Annotated in this window: 17 protein-coding genes; 9 read left to right on the forward strand and 8 right to left on the reverse strand. The window is 73.3% G+C overall.

Going from position 1 to position 15124, the window contains the following annotated elements:
• Positions 1-350 precede the first annotated feature (350 nt).
• Positions 351-704 carry a WhiB family transcriptional regulator gene (locus OG715_RS25625; RefSeq protein WP_266271827.1) on the forward strand — a complete coding sequence of 118 codons (354 nt, stop codon included), beginning with the start codon at positions 351-353 and terminating at the stop codon, positions 702-704.
• A 148-nt stretch (positions 705-852) separates the two neighbouring features.
• On the opposite strand, the gene glpX is transcribed toward OG715_RS25625, so the two are convergent.
• The gene (glpX, locus tag OG715_RS25630; RefSeq protein ID WP_266271283.1) at positions 853-1893 is read right to left on the reverse strand and encodes a class II fructose-bisphosphatase; all 1041 of its coding nucleotides are present in this window, start codon (positions 1891-1893) and stop codon (positions 853-855) included.
• A 224-nt stretch (positions 1894-2117) separates the two neighbouring features.
• Here glpX and OG715_RS25635 point away from each other — a divergent pair, with 224 nt between their 5' ends.
• A complete protein-coding gene (locus OG715_RS25635) occupies positions 2118-2654 on the forward strand; it encodes a DUF4245 domain-containing protein (protein WP_266271284.1) in 537 nt (178 codons plus the stop codon).
• A gap of 117 nt (positions 2655-2771) precedes the next feature.
• Here OG715_RS25635 and OG715_RS25640 read toward each other — a convergent pair whose 3' ends face one another.
• From OG715_RS25640 to OG715_RS25660, 5 genes are all read right to left on the reverse strand, one after another.
• Positions 2772-3989 carry an IS30 family transposase gene (locus OG715_RS25640; RefSeq protein ID WP_266271214.1) on the reverse strand — a complete coding sequence of 406 codons (1218 nt, stop codon included), beginning with the start codon at positions 3987-3989 and terminating at the stop codon, positions 2772-2774.
• A gap of 130 nt (positions 3990-4119) precedes the next feature.
• A complete protein-coding gene (locus OG715_RS25645) occupies positions 4120-4719 on the reverse strand; it encodes a malonic semialdehyde reductase (RefSeq protein ID WP_266271285.1) in 600 nt (199 codons plus the stop codon).
• 126 nt (positions 4720-4845) lie between these two features.
• Positions 4846-5109, reverse strand: coding sequence for an exodeoxyribonuclease VII small subunit (locus OG715_RS25650; RefSeq protein ID WP_051741232.1), 264 nt, complete (start codon positions 5107-5109; stop codon positions 4846-4848).
• A gap of 81 nt (positions 5110-5190) precedes the next feature.
• Positions 5191-6417 (reverse strand): exodeoxyribonuclease VII large subunit, encoded by a 1227-nt coding sequence (xseA, locus tag OG715_RS25655; protein ID WP_266271286.1) that lies wholly within the window; start codon positions 6415-6417, stop codon positions 5191-5193.
• A 10-nt stretch (positions 6418-6427) separates the two neighbouring features.
• Complete coding sequence (locus tag OG715_RS25660) at positions 6428-7798, reverse strand: APC family permease (RefSeq protein ID WP_266271287.1); 1371 nt, start codon at positions 7796-7798, stop codon at positions 6428-6430.
• A gap of 87 nt (positions 7799-7885) precedes the next feature.
• On the opposite strand from OG715_RS25660, the gene OG715_RS25665 reads away from it, so the two are divergent.
• Positions 7886-8863 (forward strand): 4-hydroxy-3-methylbut-2-enyl diphosphate reductase, encoded by a 978-nt coding sequence (locus tag OG715_RS25665; RefSeq protein ID WP_266271288.1) that lies wholly within the window; start codon positions 7886-7888, stop codon positions 8861-8863.
• A gap of 149 nt (positions 8864-9012) precedes the next feature.
• Positions 9013-9759 (forward strand): polyphosphate--glucose phosphotransferase, encoded by a 747-nt coding sequence (gene ppgK, locus OG715_RS25670; protein ID WP_266271289.1) that lies wholly within the window; start codon positions 9013-9015, stop codon positions 9757-9759.
• 65 nt (positions 9760-9824) lie between these two features.
• On the opposite strand, the gene OG715_RS25675 is transcribed toward ppgK, so the two are convergent.
• Positions 9825-10505, reverse strand: coding sequence for a DUF6542 domain-containing protein (locus OG715_RS25675; protein ID WP_327064162.1), 681 nt, complete (start codon positions 10503-10505; stop codon positions 9825-9827).
• A 116-nt stretch (positions 10506-10621) separates the two neighbouring features.
• On the opposite strand from OG715_RS25675, the gene OG715_RS25680 reads away from it, so the two are divergent.
• From OG715_RS25680 to OG715_RS25700, 5 genes are all read left to right on the forward strand, one after another.
• Positions 10622-11014, forward strand: a complete 393-nt coding sequence (locus OG715_RS25680) for a VOC family protein (protein WP_266271291.1) — start codon at positions 10622-10624, stop codon at positions 11012-11014.
• Positions 11015-11091: 77 nt separating this feature from the next.
• Complete coding sequence (gene ychF / locus OG715_RS25685; protein WP_266271292.1) at positions 11092-12165, forward strand: redox-regulated ATPase YchF; 1074 nt, start codon at positions 11092-11094, stop codon at positions 12163-12165.
• A gap of 130 nt (positions 12166-12295) precedes the next feature.
• On the forward strand, positions 12296-12577 hold the full coding sequence (locus OG715_RS25690; protein WP_266271293.1) for a type II toxin-antitoxin system Phd/YefM family antitoxin: 282 nt from the start codon (positions 12296-12298) through the stop codon (positions 12575-12577).
• The gene (locus OG715_RS25695; RefSeq protein WP_266271294.1) at positions 12574-12828 is read left to right on the forward strand and encodes a Txe/YoeB family addiction module toxin; all 255 of its coding nucleotides are present in this window, start codon (positions 12574-12576) and stop codon (positions 12826-12828) included. The genes OG715_RS25690 and OG715_RS25695 overlap by 4 nt, the downstream gene beginning before the upstream one ends.
• 172 nt (positions 12829-13000) lie before the next feature.
• The gene (locus OG715_RS25700) at positions 13001-14338 is read left to right on the forward strand and encodes a M20 metallopeptidase family protein (RefSeq protein WP_266271295.1); all 1338 of its coding nucleotides are present in this window, start codon (positions 13001-13003) and stop codon (positions 14336-14338) included.
• An 86-nt stretch (positions 14339-14424) separates the two neighbouring features.
• Here the strand turns inward: OG715_RS25700 and OG715_RS25705 are convergent, their stop codons facing one another.
• Positions 14425-15078, reverse strand: a complete 654-nt coding sequence (locus OG715_RS25705; protein ID WP_266271296.1) for an HAD-IA family hydrolase — start codon at positions 15076-15078, stop codon at positions 14425-14427.
• Between the last annotated feature and the right edge of the window lie 46 nt (positions 15079-15124).

The following is a 15124-nucleotide window of genomic DNA, read 5'->3' on the forward strand; positions in this document are numbered from 1 at the left end:
CGGCGGCCGGTCCGGTGCCCGGCCGGGGACAACTCCCGGCCGGGCACTCGTCGTTGTGTCGGGTGCACGCTGTAGTCGGTTGCGTGCAGTGTGCATGAATCCTGGCGCCGTGGGGTAGTTCCTCTGGCACATCGCTTCTTGTACGGCTGCGTACCGGAGGCGGCCTGAGGCCGGCCCGGGTGTGAACGGGGACCCCGCAGCCGGGCAGGGGAGCGAGCATCCCCGTGTCCGAGAGCCTCGTCAGGAGTACGGCCGTGCTGCATCCGATCGAGTCCCGCACCACCTCCGCCGCCGCCCCGTCGCCGGCCGCCCCGTCGCCGGTCGGGCGGCCGTCCGCCGCCGCCTCGCCGGTGGTCGCGGCGCAGTTGCTGGAGCGGCCCCCGGCGCAGCCTGCGGGCGAGGACAGTCCGTGGCACACCGCCGCGGCCTGCCGGCGGGACGAGGTGGGCCTGTTCTTCGCGCCGTCCAAGGAGCCGACCGCGGCCCGGCTGTCGCGGGAGGAGCAGGCGAAGCAGGTGTGTGCCCGCTGCCCGGTGCTGCTGGACTGCCGGGAGCACGCGTTGGCGCAGCCGGAGCCCTACGGGGTCTGGGGCGGGCTGACGGCGGCCGAGCGCCGGGTGGTGCTGGCGCGGCGCCGCCGGCGGGACGTCGAGCTGTGCGAGCCGGTCCGGGTGCCGGGGGCGAGGGGCCGGATCGCGGGGTGACCCCGGCGCCGGGCCCGGCGTCGGCACGGGTCCTACGGGCCCGCACACGCCCGCGGCCTCGGCGAAGGGGGATTTCGCCGAGGCCGCGGGTTCGTCGTGGCTCCGTCGTGGTCCGGGCCGCCGGTGGGCGGCCCGGTCACGGGGTCGTTCAGTTGGCGCGGTCGAAGTCGATCGCGCTGTAGGCCCGCAGCTTGGACAGCCGGTGGGTGGCGTGGACCTCGCGGATGGTGCCGCTCTTGGAGCGCATGACCAGCGAGCTGGTGGTGGCGGTCTCCTGGCGGTAGTGCACACCGCGCAGCAGCTCGCCGTCGGTGATGCCGGTGGCGACGAAGAACACGTTCTCGCCGCTGACCAGGTCGTCGGTGCTGAGCACCCGGTCGAGGTCGTGCCCGGCGTCGATGGCCTTCTGCCGCTCGGCGTCGTCCTTGGGCCAGAGCCTGCCCTGGATCACGCCGCCCATGCACTTCATCGCGCAGGCGGCGATGATGCCCTCGGGGGTGCCGCCGATGCCCATGAGCAGGTCGACGCCGGTGCCCTCGCGGGCGGCCATGATGGCGCCGGCGACGTCGCCGTCGGAGATGTACTTGATCCGGGCGCCGGCCTCGCGGATCTCCTGGATCAGACCCTGGTGGCGGGGGCGGTCCAGGACGACGACGGTGACGTCCTCGACGGCGATGCCCTTGGCCTTGGCGACCCGGCGGATGTTGACGGCCGTCGGGGCGGTGATGTCGACGAAGTCGGCGGCCTCCGGCCCGGTGACCAGCTTGTCCATGTAGAACACGGCGCTCGGGTCGAACATGGTGCCCCGGTCGGCGACGGCCAGGACGGCGACCGCGTTGTTCATGCCCTTGGCCGTGAGCGTGGTGCCGTCGACGGGGTCGACCGCGACATCGCACTCGGCGCCGGTGCCGTCGCCGACCCGTTCGCCGTTGTAGAGCATCGGGGCTTCGTCCTTCTCCCCCTCGCCGATGACGACGACGCCGTTCATCGAGACGGTGGAGACGAGGGTGCGCATGGCCCGGACAGCGGCGCCGTCGGCGCCGTTCTTGTCGCCACGGCCGACCCAGCGGCCGGCGGCGAGCGCGGCGGCCTCGGTGACCCGGACGAGTTCGAGCGCGAGGTTCCGGTCAGGAGCCTCGGGCGCGACCTCGAGGGAGCTGGGGAGATGGTGCGGGTACTGCGTGGTCATCGTCGTTACCTCTCTGTACGCGACGGCCAGTAAGCGCCCGACTACTGCCTGGTCGAACGCCGTGGTGAGGGTCCTGCGATCGTATCTGCCCACGACATGACTGTCTGTGGCGCGGGTCCCTCCACGGACCGGCGGGGGCGGCTTTTGCCCCTCGGCGGGCCTCGGCACCCCGACGCGGCACCCCGGGTGCGGGCGACCGCGTCGGCATGAGTCACCATGTGGGGGTGGCTGGAGAGAGCAAGGGCATGAGGGGCCGGCAGACCGTACGGGACATGGTCCTGTCGATGCTGGCCGTCGGCGTCGTGGTCTGGGTCGGGTACCTGTTCCTGCCGCACGACGCGGACGGCGACGGGGTGCGCCCGGTGGACTACAGGGTGGCCGCGGCCAGCGCCAAGCGCGCCGCGCCGTACCCGCTGCTCGTCCCGGAGGGCCTGTCCCCGAAGTGGCGGGCCACCTCGGTGACGTACAACGCGGCGGCGACCAACAACGGCAAGGGCAACGCCTGGCACCTGGGCTTCGTCACCCCCTCGGGCCAGTACGCGGCCGTGGAGCAGAGCGACATCGCGCGTGACGACGTGCTCAAGGCGACGGTGGCCGGCGGCAAGCCGGACGGCACCGAGGACGTCGCCGGCCAGGCATGGGAGCGGGTGCAGGGCCCGAAGGCGCGGGCGATCACGTCGCAGACCGGCAGCGCCACCACCGTACTGACCGGCACCGCCTCCTACGAGGAGCTGGCGGAGCTGGCGCGGGCGCTGAAGTAGTCCGGTTCCCGCCCCCGGGGCGGAGATCTCCGCTCCGGGAGCGCCCGGCAGGGACGCGGAAGGGCCCCGCACGCGCTGGGCGGTTTCTAGGGGTCGTTGCAACACGTGGTCGGTTGTCTAGGCCGCGAGCAGTTTATGCAGGCGCTCGGCTGGGGTTTCCCAGCCGAGCGTTTTGCGTGGGCGGCCGTTGAGTTCGGCGGCGACGGCGGCCAGCTGTTCGGGGCTGTGGGCGGACAGGTCGGTGCCCTTGGGGAAGTACTGCCGCAGCAGGCCGTTCGTGTTCTCGTTCGAACCGCGCTGCCAGGGACTGGCGGGATCGCAGAAGTAGACCGGGATGTCGGTGGCCAGGGTGAACGAGCCGTGGGCGGCCATCTCGGAGCCCTGGTCCCAGGTCAGCGAGCGCACCAGGTGGCCGGGCAGGGTCTGGACGATGGTCACCAGGGCGTCGCGGACCTGCTCGGCGGTTCGGCCCTCGGCCAGGTGCAGGAGCATCACATAGCGGGTCGCGCGCTCGACCAGGGTGCCGATCGCGGATCCGCCGTCCTTGCCGATGATCAGGTCGCCCTCCCAGTGGCCGGGCACCGCCCGGTCCTCGACCTCGGCGGGGCGCTCGCTGATCATGACCATCGGGGTGACGAACCGCGGCTGGCGGCAGGCCGCTTGGCGGTGCGACTTGCGCCGGGCGCGTCCGGTCCGCAGGGCGGCGGCCAGTTCCCGGCGCAGTTCGCCGCGGCCTTGGACGTAGAGGGCCTGGTAGACCGTCTCGTGGACCACGTGCATCTCCGGTCGATCGGGAAACTGTGCACGCAGAGCCTGGCAGATCTGCTCCGGACTCCACTTCCTGCCCAGATGATGCTGAATGAAGTCCCGCAGTTCGGGGTTCTGGCCGATCTTGCCGGGCTTGGGTCGGGGCCGGCGGGCATCGGCCCGGGCCTGTGCGGCGTGCGGCCGGTATTGGCCGTTGACCGGGTGGCGGTTGCGCGCGATCTCGCGGCTGATCGTGGAGGGGCTGCGACCGAGCTCGGCGGCGATCTTGCGGATGGCGACCTTCTCCCGCAGCCGGTCTGCTATGTGGATGCGGTCGGCCTCGCGCAGGTACCGGGACGGACCGGAAGGCGGCACCTCCACATGGATGGGAGGTACCGCCTTCCTCTGCCCACCGGGCGAGTGATGGCCATTACGCCACTTCTTGCCGGTCCGGACGTTGACGCCGACGATCCGGCAGGCTTCCGTACTGCTGTAGCCCTGCTGCATGAGCCGGAAGTATGCCTCCCGCTCAGCGGTCAGTTTCCTGGTCCCCTGAGGCTTCCGGTCCTTGCGGATCTCGAAGTCCATCGCATCCCCTGAGCTGGGGTGTTGCAACGACTCCTAGAACCCAAGCTGCGTGCGGGGCCCTCGCGCCGTCCGGGCCCGGGGTCTCGGGGGCGGTCCCGGTCCGGACGGTGGTGCCTCGGGAGGTGGCGACTCAGACGGTGGTGACGACCTCGTCGAAGGCCAGTCGCGGCGAGCGCGGGTACCAGGCGTTCTCGCCCGGCTTGCCGATGTTCACCACGGCCAGCACCGAGTGCTCGCCGTCGGTGAAGAACTCCTTGTTGATGCCCTCGGCGTCGTAGCCGGTCATCGGGCCGGCGGCCAGGCCGGCGGCGCGCACGCCGATGATGAAGTAGCCGGCCTGCAGGGCGCCGTTCATCGCGGCCGAGGCCTCGCGGACCGGGCGCTCGCTGAAGTAGCTCTTGGCGGCCGGGAAGTGCGGGAAGACGGTCGGCAGCTCCTCGTGGAACTCGTTGTCCACGGCGAGGATCGCGGTCAGCGGGGCGGCGGCGGTCTTGGCCTTGTTGCCCTCGCCGAGGTGCTGGACCAGGCGCTCGCGGCCCTCGGCCGAGCGGACCAGGACGACGCGCAGCGGCTGCTGGTTCATCGCCGTCGGGCCGAACTTGACCAGCTCGTAGATGGCCTGGATCTGCTCGTCGGAGACCGGCTCGTCGGTGAAGGAGTTGGCCGTGCGGGCCTCGCGGAACAGCAGGTCCTGGGCGGCGGCGTCGAGAACCAGGGCGTCGGTGGTCATAATCAGTGCACCTCGGGGGAGGAAGAAGCTGGGGGGTCGTCTTGTTGTGCCGACCGGCCGCAGCCGGTCAGACGTTCCCAACATGGGTGAACATTCAACTGTTCCCCGAGGTGAACGTGACCTGCGTCACCCCCGCGGTGGAGCGTCCTCCTCGGCGGCCAGCGCGGCGTCCAGCCGGGCCCGCGCACCGTCCAGCCAGCGCTGGCAGACCTTCGCCAGCTGCTCGCCGCGCTCCCACAGGGCCAGCGACTCCTCCAGCGAGGTGCCGCCGTTCTCCAGCTGCCGGACCACCTCCAGCAGCGCGTCCCGCGCGTGCTCGTACCCCAGCGCGTCGTCCGCGGTCGGCGCCTCCACGGCCGCTGCCGCCGTGCTCTGCTCCTCGTCTGCCATGGGAGCCAGCCTAGGGGGCCGGACCGACAGCGTGCCCGCCCCGCCCGCCGCTGTCGTCCGACGAGCCGCCCGCCGCTGCCGCTACCGTCCGTCCGCCGCGCCGCCGTCCGCGGTGACGTCGAAGCCGCCGCCCGCCACCCGGGCGTGCAGCCCCTCGCCCGCCGCGACCTGCGCCGGATCGGTCACCACCGTGCCGTCCCGCCGCTGCAGCACCGCGTACCCGCGCTCCAGGGTGGCCGCCGGGGAGAGCGCGACCACCCTGGCCAGGGTGTGCCCGAGATCGCTCTGCGCGTGCTCCAGCCGGTGGTTCAGGGTGCGCCGGGACCGCTCCAGCAGCCCGGCCACCTCCTGACCCCGCCCGTCCAGCATCCGCTGCGGCGCGGCCAGCACCGGCCGGCTGCGCACCCCGTCCAGCCCGTGCCGCTCCCGCTCCACCCGGGCCAGGACGTACCGCCGCGCCCGGTCCCGCAGCTGCCGGACCTTGGCCAGCTCCTCCCCGACGTCCGGAACCACCCGTTTGGCGGCATCGGTGGGCGTGGAGGCGCGCAGATCGGCGACGAAGTCCAGCAGCGGCTGGTCCGGCTCGTGGCCGATCGCGCTCACCACCGGCGTCCGCGCGGCCGCGACCAGCCGGACCAGGCCCTCGTCCGAGAACGGCAGCAGGTCCTCGACGCTGCCGCCGCCCCGGGCCACCACGATCACGTCCACCTCGGGGTGCTCGTCCAGCTCCCGGACTGCCTCGCTCACCCGCTCCACCGCGCTGACGCCCTGCACCGGGACGTTGCGGATCTCGAAGCGGACGGCGGGCCAGCGCCGCCGGGCGTTCTCCAGGACGTCCCGCTCCGCCGCCGAGCCGCGCCCGGTGACCAGCCCGACGCACTGCGGCAGGAACGGCAGCGGCTTCTTGCGGTCCGCCGCGAACAGGCCCTCGTCGGCCAGCCGCCGCTTCAGCTGCTCCAGCCGGGCCAGCAGCTCGCCCAGACCGACCAGCCGGATCTCCGAGGCCCGCAGCGAGAGCTGGCCGCGCGCCGCGTACCACTCCGGCTTCGCGTGCACGATCACCCGCGAGCCCTCCTGCACCGCGTCCGCGACCTGGTCGAAGACGGAGCGGAAGCACGTGACCGTCAGCGAGGTGTCCGCCTGCGGGTCGCGCAGCGTCAGGAACACCACGCCCGCGCCCGGCCGTCGGCTGAGCTGGGTGATCTGTCCCTCCACCCAGATCGCGCCGAGCCGGTCGATCCAGCCGCCGATCAGCGCGGAGACCTTGCCGACCGGGAGCGGCGCTTCGGGGGAGCTGGGGTTGGCCATGCGTACGAGACTAGCGACGCCCGCGGACAGCGGAACCGCTCCGGGCGGCCACCACCAGCAGGCCGACCGCCAGCCAGACCAGCCCCACCACCTGCGCCGAGCCGGCCGCCTCGGCCACCACCGCGCCGATCACCAGCACCCCCAGCACCGGCACCACCAGGTGCCGGGCCCAGTCCCGCGAGCCGTGCCGCACCAGGTACCAGCCGACCACCGAGGCGTGCAGCAGGGCGAACGCGGTGAGCGCGCCGATGTCCACCACCGAGGTCAGCCGGTCCAGCCCGTCGTCCCGGTCCGCCGCCCAGACCGCCGCCACCAGGGTGATCCCCGCCGACACCAGCAGCGCCCGGCGCGGCACCGCCGAACCCGGGTCGACCGCGCCGAGGAAGCGCGGCAGCCGCCCGTCCCGGCCCATCGCGAAGAGCAGCCGCCCGGCCGCCGCCTGCCCGGCCAGGGCGGCGAAGGCGGCGCCGACCGCCTTGCTCGCCGCGACCAGCACCTGCAGCCAGTGCCCGACCGAGCCCTCCACCGTGTCGTAGAACGCCGACCCCTGCGCCGCCGGGTCCGCCGCCAGCTGCTCCGGGGAGAGCGGCTCCAGCAGCGCCGCCAGCCAGGTCTGCGCCACGAACAGCAGACCGGACACCACCAGGCACCACAGGACCGCCCGCGCCACCGCCGCCGAGGCGCCGACCGCCTCCTCGACGAAGGTCGCGATCGCGTCGAAGCCCAGGTAGGACAGCACCGCCACCGAGACCGCGGAGAGCACGGCGGACGCCGAGAAGCCGCCGACCGCCGTGAACGGCGTCGCCCAGCCGCGCTGCGCGCCGTCCCGCACCAGCACCACCGAGGCCGCGACCACGAACACCGCCAGCACCGCCAGCTCCGCCACCAGCACCGCGAAGCCCACCACCGCCGCCGTCCGCACCCCGGCCAGGTTCAGCGCCGTGGTCACCAGCACCGCGAGCGCCGTCCACACCCAGCGCGGGACGTCCGGCACCAGCGAGTGCAGCGCGATCCCGGAGAACAGGTACGCCACCGCCGGGATCAGCAGGTAGTCCAGCAGCGCCATCCAGCCGGCCAGGAAGCCCGCCCCCTCGCCGAGCCCGGCCCGCGCGTAGGCGTACACCGAACCGGTCCGGGGCACCGCCCGCACCATCTGCGCGTACGAGACCGCGGTGAAGCCCATCGCCGCGGTGGCCACCAGGTAGACCGCCGCGACCGCGCCGCGGCTCTTGGCGTCGAGTACCCCGAACACGCCGACCGGCGCCATCGGGGCGATGAACAGCAGCCCGTAGACCACCAGATCGCGGACGCCGAGGCTGCGCCGCAGCTCACCCCGGGGCCCGCCGTCGTCGGGTCCGTCCGGCCCGGCTCGCTCGCTCATAGCTTCCACATTTGAGCACCCGGGACCGGTCCCGACGGGAACGCGACTCCCGTCGGCGCGGCTCCCCTCCGCCCGTACGATGGAGCCATGTCCTCCAACACCGCGCAGCGCCGTGTCCTGCTCGCCGCCCCCCGGGGCTACTGCGCGGGCGTCGACCGCGCCGTGATCGCCGTCGAGAAGGCCCTGGAGCAGTACGGGGCGCCCATCTACGTCCGCAAGCAGATCGTCCACAACAAGTACGTGGTGCAGACCCTGGAGAAGAAGGGCGCGATCTTCGTCGACGAGACGGAGGAGGTGCCCGAGGGCTCGATCGTGGTCTTCTCGGCCCACGGCGTCGCGCCGGCGGTGCACGACGAGGCGCGGGCCGGCAAGCTCGCCACCGTCGACGCCACCTGCCCGCTGGTGACCAAGGTGCACAAGGAGGCCGTGCGCTTCGCCGACGAGGGCTACGACATCCTGCTGGTGGGCCACGAGGGCCACGAGGAGGTCATCGGCACCATGGGCGAGGCGCCGGACCGGATCCACCTGGTCGACGGCGCGGAGGATGTCGCCAACGTGCAGGTCCGCGACGAGTCCAAGGTCGTCTGGCTCTCCCAGACCACCCTGTCGGTGGACGAGACCATGGCCACCGTCGGCGAGCTCAAGCAGCGCTTCCCGCTGCTGGTCAGCCCGCCCAGCGACGACATCTGCTACGCCACCCAGAACCGCCAGGTGGCCGTCAAGCAGATGGCCCCGGAGACGGACCTGCTGATCGTGGTCGGTTCCAAGAACTCCTCCAACTCCGTCCGCCTGGTCGAGGTCGGTCTGGAGTACGGCGCCAAGGCCGCCCACCTGGTGGACTTCGCCGAGGAGATCCACGAGGAGTGGCTGACCGGCGTCACCACGGTCGGCCTGACCAGCGGCGCCTCGGTGCCGGAGATCCTGGTCGACGGCGTGCTGGAGTGGCTGGCCGCCCGCGGCTACGACGAGGTCTCCACCGTCAAGACCGCCGAGGAGCACCTGATCTTCTCGCTGCCCAAGGAGCTCCGCCGCGACCTGCGCGCCGAGGCCGCGGGCAAGCTGTAGCGCGTCCGAGCACGGGGGAGGGCCCGGTACCCCGACGGGGTGCCGGGCCCTCCCCCGTGCGGGGCCCGGCGGGCTCTCGTAAGTTTTGTGGACAGCCAGGCACAGTCATGCACAGCCTGTGGACAACGTTCGGGCGGAGGGCGGTCGAGATGACGGCGGTATTCGGTGTGGACATCGGCGGATCGGGCATCAAGGGTGCCCCCGTCGACCTCGCCCGGGGTGTGCTCGCGCAGGAGCGGCACAAGGTCCTCACCCCGCAGCCCTCCGCGCCGGAGGCGGTGGTCGACGCCGTCCGCGAGGTGGTCCGCCACTTCGACCACCAGGGGCCGGTGGGCCTGACCTTCCCCGGCGTGGTCGTCGACGGGCACACCAGGACCGCCGCCAATGTCGACAAGGGCTGGATCGGCCTGGACGCGGCCGGCCTGTTCCGGGAGGCGCTCGACCTGCCGGCCGTGGTGCTCAACGACGCCGACGCGGCCGGCTTCGCCGAGACCGCCCACGGCGCCGGGCGGGGCCAGGAGGGCGTGGTGCTGGTGCTGACCTTCGGCACCGGCATCGGCAGCGCCCTGTTCGTGGACGGCACGCTGGTGCCCAACACCGAGCTGGGCCACCTGGAGCTGCGCGGCAAGGACGCCGAGCGGCGCGCCTCCTCGGCCGCCAAGGAGCGGCACGGGCTGAGCTGGGGGCAGTGGGCCGGCCGGGTGGACGAGTACCTGGACCTGGTGGAGATGCTCTTCTCGCCGCAGCTGATCGTGATCGGCGGCGGGGTGAGCCGCAAGCACGAGAAGTTCCTGCCGCTGCTGCGCGAGCGCGGCGCCCGGGTCGTCCCGGCGGAGCTGCGCAACGACGCCGGCATCGTCGGCGCGGCCATGGCGGCCGCCCGCGCCTCGGGCTGAGCCCGTCCGCCGTCCCGCGCGTCGAGGGGTGTCGAGGGGAGGCCACCGGGAACGGCGGCCTCCCCTCAGCGCGCGCGGTGGATCCGGCGCTGGGCCACGAACCGGGCCAGCACGATCGCCGCGGCCAGCCCGGTGCCGGTGAACAGCCAGCCGGCCCGGGTGGCCAGATTGGTCGCCAGCGCCACCACCTGGGCCGTCACCCCGGAGGAGGTGACCGGGCCGAACAGCAGCAGCGAGGCCGCGAAGGCGATCGGCCCGCTGATCGGCGCGGCCAGCAGGTCGGCGTACCGGACCCGGACCGCCAGCTGGAAGCAGACCAGCAGATAGCCGAGGCCGAACAGCGGCCCCAGCCCGCCGAAGACCAGCCGGTCCAGGCCGGCCACCGTGATCGTCGCCGCCAGCGCGGCCACCCCGGCGCCGACGGCGGTCAGCCTGGTCGGCCGGCCGCTGCGCCGCCGCCCGTACAGCCGCCCCGCCATCCGGGCCCGCAGCACGGGCGGGCCGGACACGGGGCGTAGTCGGGAACCGGGTTCGGCGCCCCGCCCCGCCGTCCGTCCTGAGGTCTTGCCGCCCGACTTCCCGCCCGACTTCCCGGAGCCCTTGGCGGGGGCCTTCCCGGCGGGGCGGACGGCCGGTCCGCCGGTGCTTCCGGGGGCGCGGCCCGGCCCGGGGACGGCGGCCCCGGCCGCGCCGTTCGGCGGTCGGCGTCTGGGCCCTGGCGGCTGGGTACGGATGCTCTGCTCCACCCGCCCAACGTACGGTCCGATCATCGCCACACTGTGTAATGGGCCGTCGGGGCTTGTTCCGTGTCTTCGGACGGAGTATTGGTGTGACCGACGTCCGATCACACCCGGGGGAGCACATGACCAGCGGATTCACCTTCGAACGCCTTCACCACGTCCAGCTCGACATCCCGGCGGGGGCGGAGGACGAGTGCCGTGCCTTCTGGCACGGCGTGCTCGGCATGACGGAGCTGACGAAGCCCCCGGTGCTGGCCGCGCGCGGCGGCTGCTGGTTCCGCGGCGGCGGGGTGGAGGTGCACCTCGGGGTGGTGCCGGAGTTCCGGCCGTCCCGCAAGGGGCACCCGGGCTTCCAGATTCGCGACCTGGACGCCCTCGCCGCGCGGCTGGCCGCCCACGGCCACGAGGTGGTCTGGGACGACCACCTGCCCGGGCACCGCAGGTTCCATTCCAGTGACCGGCTGGGCAACCGCCTGGAGTTCCTGGAGCCCTCGCTGGCGGCGGCGGACGCCTGACCCGCTGCCCGTAGACTGGGGGATCGGCCCGGCGAGCGGGCCGGCCCAACTCCTCCAAGCCCCCGGGACTGCGCTTCATGTCGCTCACGATCGGAATCGTCGGCCTGCCGAACGTCGGCAAGTCGACCCTGTTCAACGCCCTGACCAAGAACGACGTGCTGGCGGCCAACTACCCGTTCGCCACCATCGAGCCCAACGTCGGCGTCGTCGGCGTCCCGGACGCCCGGCTGAACAAGCTCGCCGAGATCTTCGGCTCGCAGCGCATCCTCCCGGCGACCGTGGACTTCGTGGACATCGCCGGCATCGTGCGCGGCGCCAGCGAGGGCGAGGGCCTGGGCAACAAGTTCCTCGCCAACATCCGCGAGTCGGACGCGATCTGCCAGGTCGTGCGCGCCTTCACCGACCCGGACGTGGTGCACGTGGACGGCAAGGTGTCGCCCAAGGACGACATCGAGACCATCCACACCGAGCTGATCCTGGCCGACCTCCAGACCGTCGAGAAGGTCCTGCCCCGGCTCCAGAAGGAGGCGCGCCTCAAGAAGGAGACCGCCCCCGTCCTGGCCGCCGCCGAGGCCGCCCAGGCGGTCCTGGAGACCGGCAAGACCCTCTTCGAGGCCGGCTTCGACACCGCCCCGATCCGCGAGCTGCACCTGCTGACCGCCAAGCCCTTCCTCTACGTCTTCAACGTGGACGAGGCCGAGCTGGCCGACGAGGACTTCAAGCAGGCCCAGCGCGAGCTGGTCGCCCCCGCCGAGGCGATCTTCCTCAACGCCAAGATCGAGTCCGAGCTGATCGAGCTGGAGGACGACGAGGCACTGGAGCTGCTCCAGTCCATGGGCCAGGAGGAGCCCGGCCTCGCCACCCTCGCCCGGGTCGGCTTCAACACCCTCGGCCTGCAGACCTACCTCACCGCAGGCCCCAAGGAATCCCGCGCCTGGACCATCAAGAAGGGCGCCACCGCCCCCGAGGCGGCCGGTGTGATCCACACCGACTTCCAGAAGGGCTTCATCAAGGCCGAGGTCATCTCCTTCGCCGACCTCGTCGAGACCGGCTCCCTCGCCGAGGCCCGCTCCAAGGGCAAGGCCCGCATCGAGGGCAAGGAATACCTCATGCAGGACGGCGACGTCGTGGAGTTCCGCTTCAACGTCTGACCGGCAGGTGCGCGGGTCGAAGAGGGTCGGACTTCCCGGAGTCCGGCCCTCTTCCCGTCTCGTCGACCTGGCCGGCTTCCCCTGCGAGTGGTACCGTATCCGGTACCACTCGCCGAAGGGGGTACGTGCCGTGTCCATCACCGCGAGCGAGGCCCGCAAGGATCTCTTTCCGCTGATCAAGAAGGTCAACGAGGACCACGACGCCATCGAGATCGTGTCCAGGCACGGGAATGCCGTGCTCCTTTCCGCCGAGGACTACGCCGCCCTGCGTGAGGGCTCGTACCTCCTGCGCTCGCCGGTGAACGCGCGTCGGCTGCTCAGGGCGTACGAGAACGCCCTGAGCGGCACCGGGCTTTCCGAACACGCGCTCATCGACCCCGGCTCGGCCGATGCCGGGCAGGGTGCTGAGTGAGGCTCGTCTTCGAGGAGGGCGGCTGGGAGGACTACACGTCCTGGCTCAAGAGCGATCGCAAGATGCTCGCCCGGATCAACAGGCTCATCGAGGACGTCCTGCGGGACCCCTTCGCCGGGATCGGCAAGCCCGAGCCGCTGAAGTACCACCTGCCCGGGGCCTGGTCCCGCCGGATCGACGACGAGCACCGCCTCGTCTACCTGGTCACGGACCGGGAGATCGTCGTCCTGGCGGCCCGCTACCACTACTGATCCGACCCCACGTCCGCATGCCGCCCGGCCCGCTGCACCAGCGGGCCGGGCGGTGGTGTTTTCGGTGGGACCCGTGGGGCTGGGCTTGTCAATGGTGCTGGCGGGGCTTGACGGGTGCATGAGAGCGGCTGGTTGACTGGGTGTCACATTGATCGGAGCGGGTGGGGGACTGATGGAGAACGTGGCGGGCAACAGGCCGAGTCGGCGGGCGGTGCTCGGTGGGGTGGCCGGGGCCGGGGCTGTGGTGATGGTGTCCGGGGCGGGGGCCTCGGCGGAGTCGGCGGGGCGGCGGAACCCGGTCGACCAGGCGGCGGTGGACGCCGCGGCGGCGCGGCTGGACGGCGAGCTGGTCGCGCTGCGGCGGGCGCTGCACGCGAACCCGCAGACCACGGGCCAGGAGACGTACGCCGCCGGGGAGGTCGCGCGGCGGCTGCGGGCGGCGGGGCTGGAGGTGACCACCGGGGTCGGCGGGAGCACCCTGCCGGACGGGACGGCGGTGCCCGGGAACGGTGTGGTCGCGGTGCTGCGCGGAGCGCGGCCGGGTCGGACGGTGGCCTACCGGGCGGACATGGACGCGGTGCCGGGCGACGGGATCATGCCGCAGAAGAAGGGGCGGCCGGCGGCGCACGCCTGCGGGCACGACATCCACACTGCGGTCGGGGTGGGTGTCGCGCTGACGCTGGCCCGGCTGCGGCAGCGGTTGAGCGGCACGGTGGTCTTCTTCTTCCAGCCGGGGGAGGAGGGCCTGGTCGGTGCCCGGGCGATGATCGCGCAGGGGTGGCTGGAGCGGACCGGGGTCGAGGAGATCCACGCCCTGCACACCGGTCCCTACCCGGTCGGCGGGTTCGCCGTGACGCCGGGCAGCGGGCTGCCGGGCCAGGACTGGGTGAACATCGCGCTCGGCGGCCCGGACGCGGCGTCGGCGGCGGCCCGGCTGGCGGGCGAGATCACCGCGCTCGGCACGGTTCCCCTGCCGCAGGACCCCGCTGCCCTGGAGGCCATGGTCCGGGACGTGCGGACGCCGGACGGGCCGCTGGCCCGGTTCCTGGTGACCGGCGCGCGGGTGGCGCCGGCCCCGGACGCGGAGGGGCGGCCGGTCGTCGAGGCGAAGTTCCGGTGCTGGCCGCCGGAGCGGGACGCCGAGGTGCGGGAGGAGATCCGCCGGCTGGCGCAGACGTACCCCGGGGCGGTGGTCGGCTACCCGCGGGACCCGTTCCCGGCGCTGCTCTGCCCGGCGGACGCGGCGAACGCGCTGGCCCGGCGGCTGCGGTGCGAGTTCGGCGCCGGCGCGGTCACGGTGAACCGCACCGCGTTCCCGTTCAACGGGGAGGACTACGCGCTGTTCCTGGAGCGGGTCCCGGGCACGTACACCTTCCTCGGCGTGCGCACGCCGGGGGCCGGGATCGAGACGAGCTACCCGCACTACGAGACCTTCGAGCCGGACGAGCGGGCGATCGGCTTCGGGGTCCGGGCGATGGCGGGCTGGCTGGCGGACCGCGCCCGCCGCTGAGACGGGGCAGGGCGGCGGGACAGGTCGGAGTCGCGGAGTCGAGGGCGGGGCCGGTGCCGGGTGGGCACCGGCCCCGCCGTCCGTGATCAGGCGACGGTGACGGTGAGCGTGCCGTCCGGGCCCGCGGTGACGGTGACGGACTCCAGGGTGGCGGCGTGGGCCGAGGGGCGGTGGCCGACCGCGCGGGGGCCGATGCCGACGACCGGGACGCCGGCGGCGCGGGCGGCGGCGATGCCGGCCCCGGAGTCCTCGAAGGCGAGGCAGTCGCCGGGGGCGAAGCCGAGTGCGGCGGCGCCCTTGAGGAAGCCCTCGGGGTCGGGCTTGCTCGCGCCCACGGACTCGGCGGTGATCAGGACCTGCGGCAGCGCGAGTCCGGCGGCGGCCATCCGGACCCGGGCGAGCGGGGCGTCGGCGGAGGTCACCAGGGCGTGCGGCAGACCGGCCAGGGCGGCGAGGAACGCGGGGGCGCCGGGGACGGGGACGACGCCCTCGGTGTCGGCCCGCTCGGCGGCGAGCATCCGCTCGTTGTCCGCGAGGTTGAGCTCCGCGGGGCGGTCGGGCAGCAGGACGGCCATGGTGGCGTGGCCCTGGCGGCCGTGGGCCGTGTGCAGCACCTCGGCCGGGTCGAGGCCGTGCTCCCGGGCCCAGCGGCTCCAGCAGCGTTCGACCACGGCGTCCGAGTCGACCAGGGTGCCGTCCATGTCCAGCAGCAGGGCGCGGGGGGTGAAGGTCGTGGGCACGGGGCGGCTCCGTCCGGGAGGAGGCGGCGCGCGAAAGTGCGAGCCG

Origin of the sequence: Kitasatospora purpeofusca, assembly GCF_036010405.1 — a bacterium.
Taxonomy (GTDB): domain Bacteria; phylum Actinomycetota; class Actinomycetes; order Streptomycetales; family Streptomycetaceae; genus Kitasatospora; species Kitasatospora purpeofusca.

Excerpts from the sequence above, each read along its gene's own strand:
- glpX (WP_266271283.1), bottom strand. The coding sequence starts at position 1,893 with ATGACCACGCAGTACCCGCACCATCTCCCCAGCTCCCTCGAGGTCGCG.
- OG715_RS25640 (WP_266271214.1), bottom strand. The coding sequence starts at position 3,989 with ATGGACTTCGAGATCCGCAAGGACCGGAAGCCTCAGGGGACCAGGAAA.
- OG715_RS25645 (WP_266271285.1), bottom strand. The coding sequence starts at position 4,719 with ATGACCACCGACGCCCTGGTTCTCGACGCCGCCGCCCAGGACCTGCTG.
- OG715_RS25650 (WP_051741232.1), bottom strand. The coding sequence starts at position 5,109 with ATGGCAGACGAGGAGCAGAGCACGGCGGCAGCGGCCGTGGAGGCGCCG.
- xseA (WP_266271286.1), bottom strand. The coding sequence starts at position 6,417 with ATGGCCAACCCCAGCTCCCCCGAAGCGCCGCTCCCGGTCGGCAAGGTC.
- OG715_RS25660 (WP_266271287.1), bottom strand. The coding sequence starts at position 7,798 with ATGAGCGAGCGAGCCGGGCCGGACGGACCCGACGACGGCGGGCCCCGG.
- OG715_RS25665 (WP_266271288.1), top strand. The coding sequence starts at position 7,886 with ATGTCCTCCAACACCGCGCAGCGCCGTGTCCTGCTCGCCGCCCCCCGG.
- ppgK (WP_266271289.1), top strand. The coding sequence starts at position 9,013 with ATGACGGCGGTATTCGGTGTGGACATCGGCGGATCGGGCATCAAGGGT.
- OG715_RS25680 (WP_266271291.1), top strand. The coding sequence starts at position 10,622 with ATGACCAGCGGATTCACCTTCGAACGCCTTCACCACGTCCAGCTCGAC.
- ychF (WP_266271292.1), top strand. The coding sequence starts at position 11,092 with ATGTCGCTCACGATCGGAATCGTCGGCCTGCCGAACGTCGGCAAGTCG.
- OG715_RS25700 (WP_266271295.1), top strand. The coding sequence starts at position 13,001 with ATGGAGAACGTGGCGGGCAACAGGCCGAGTCGGCGGGCGGTGCTCGGT.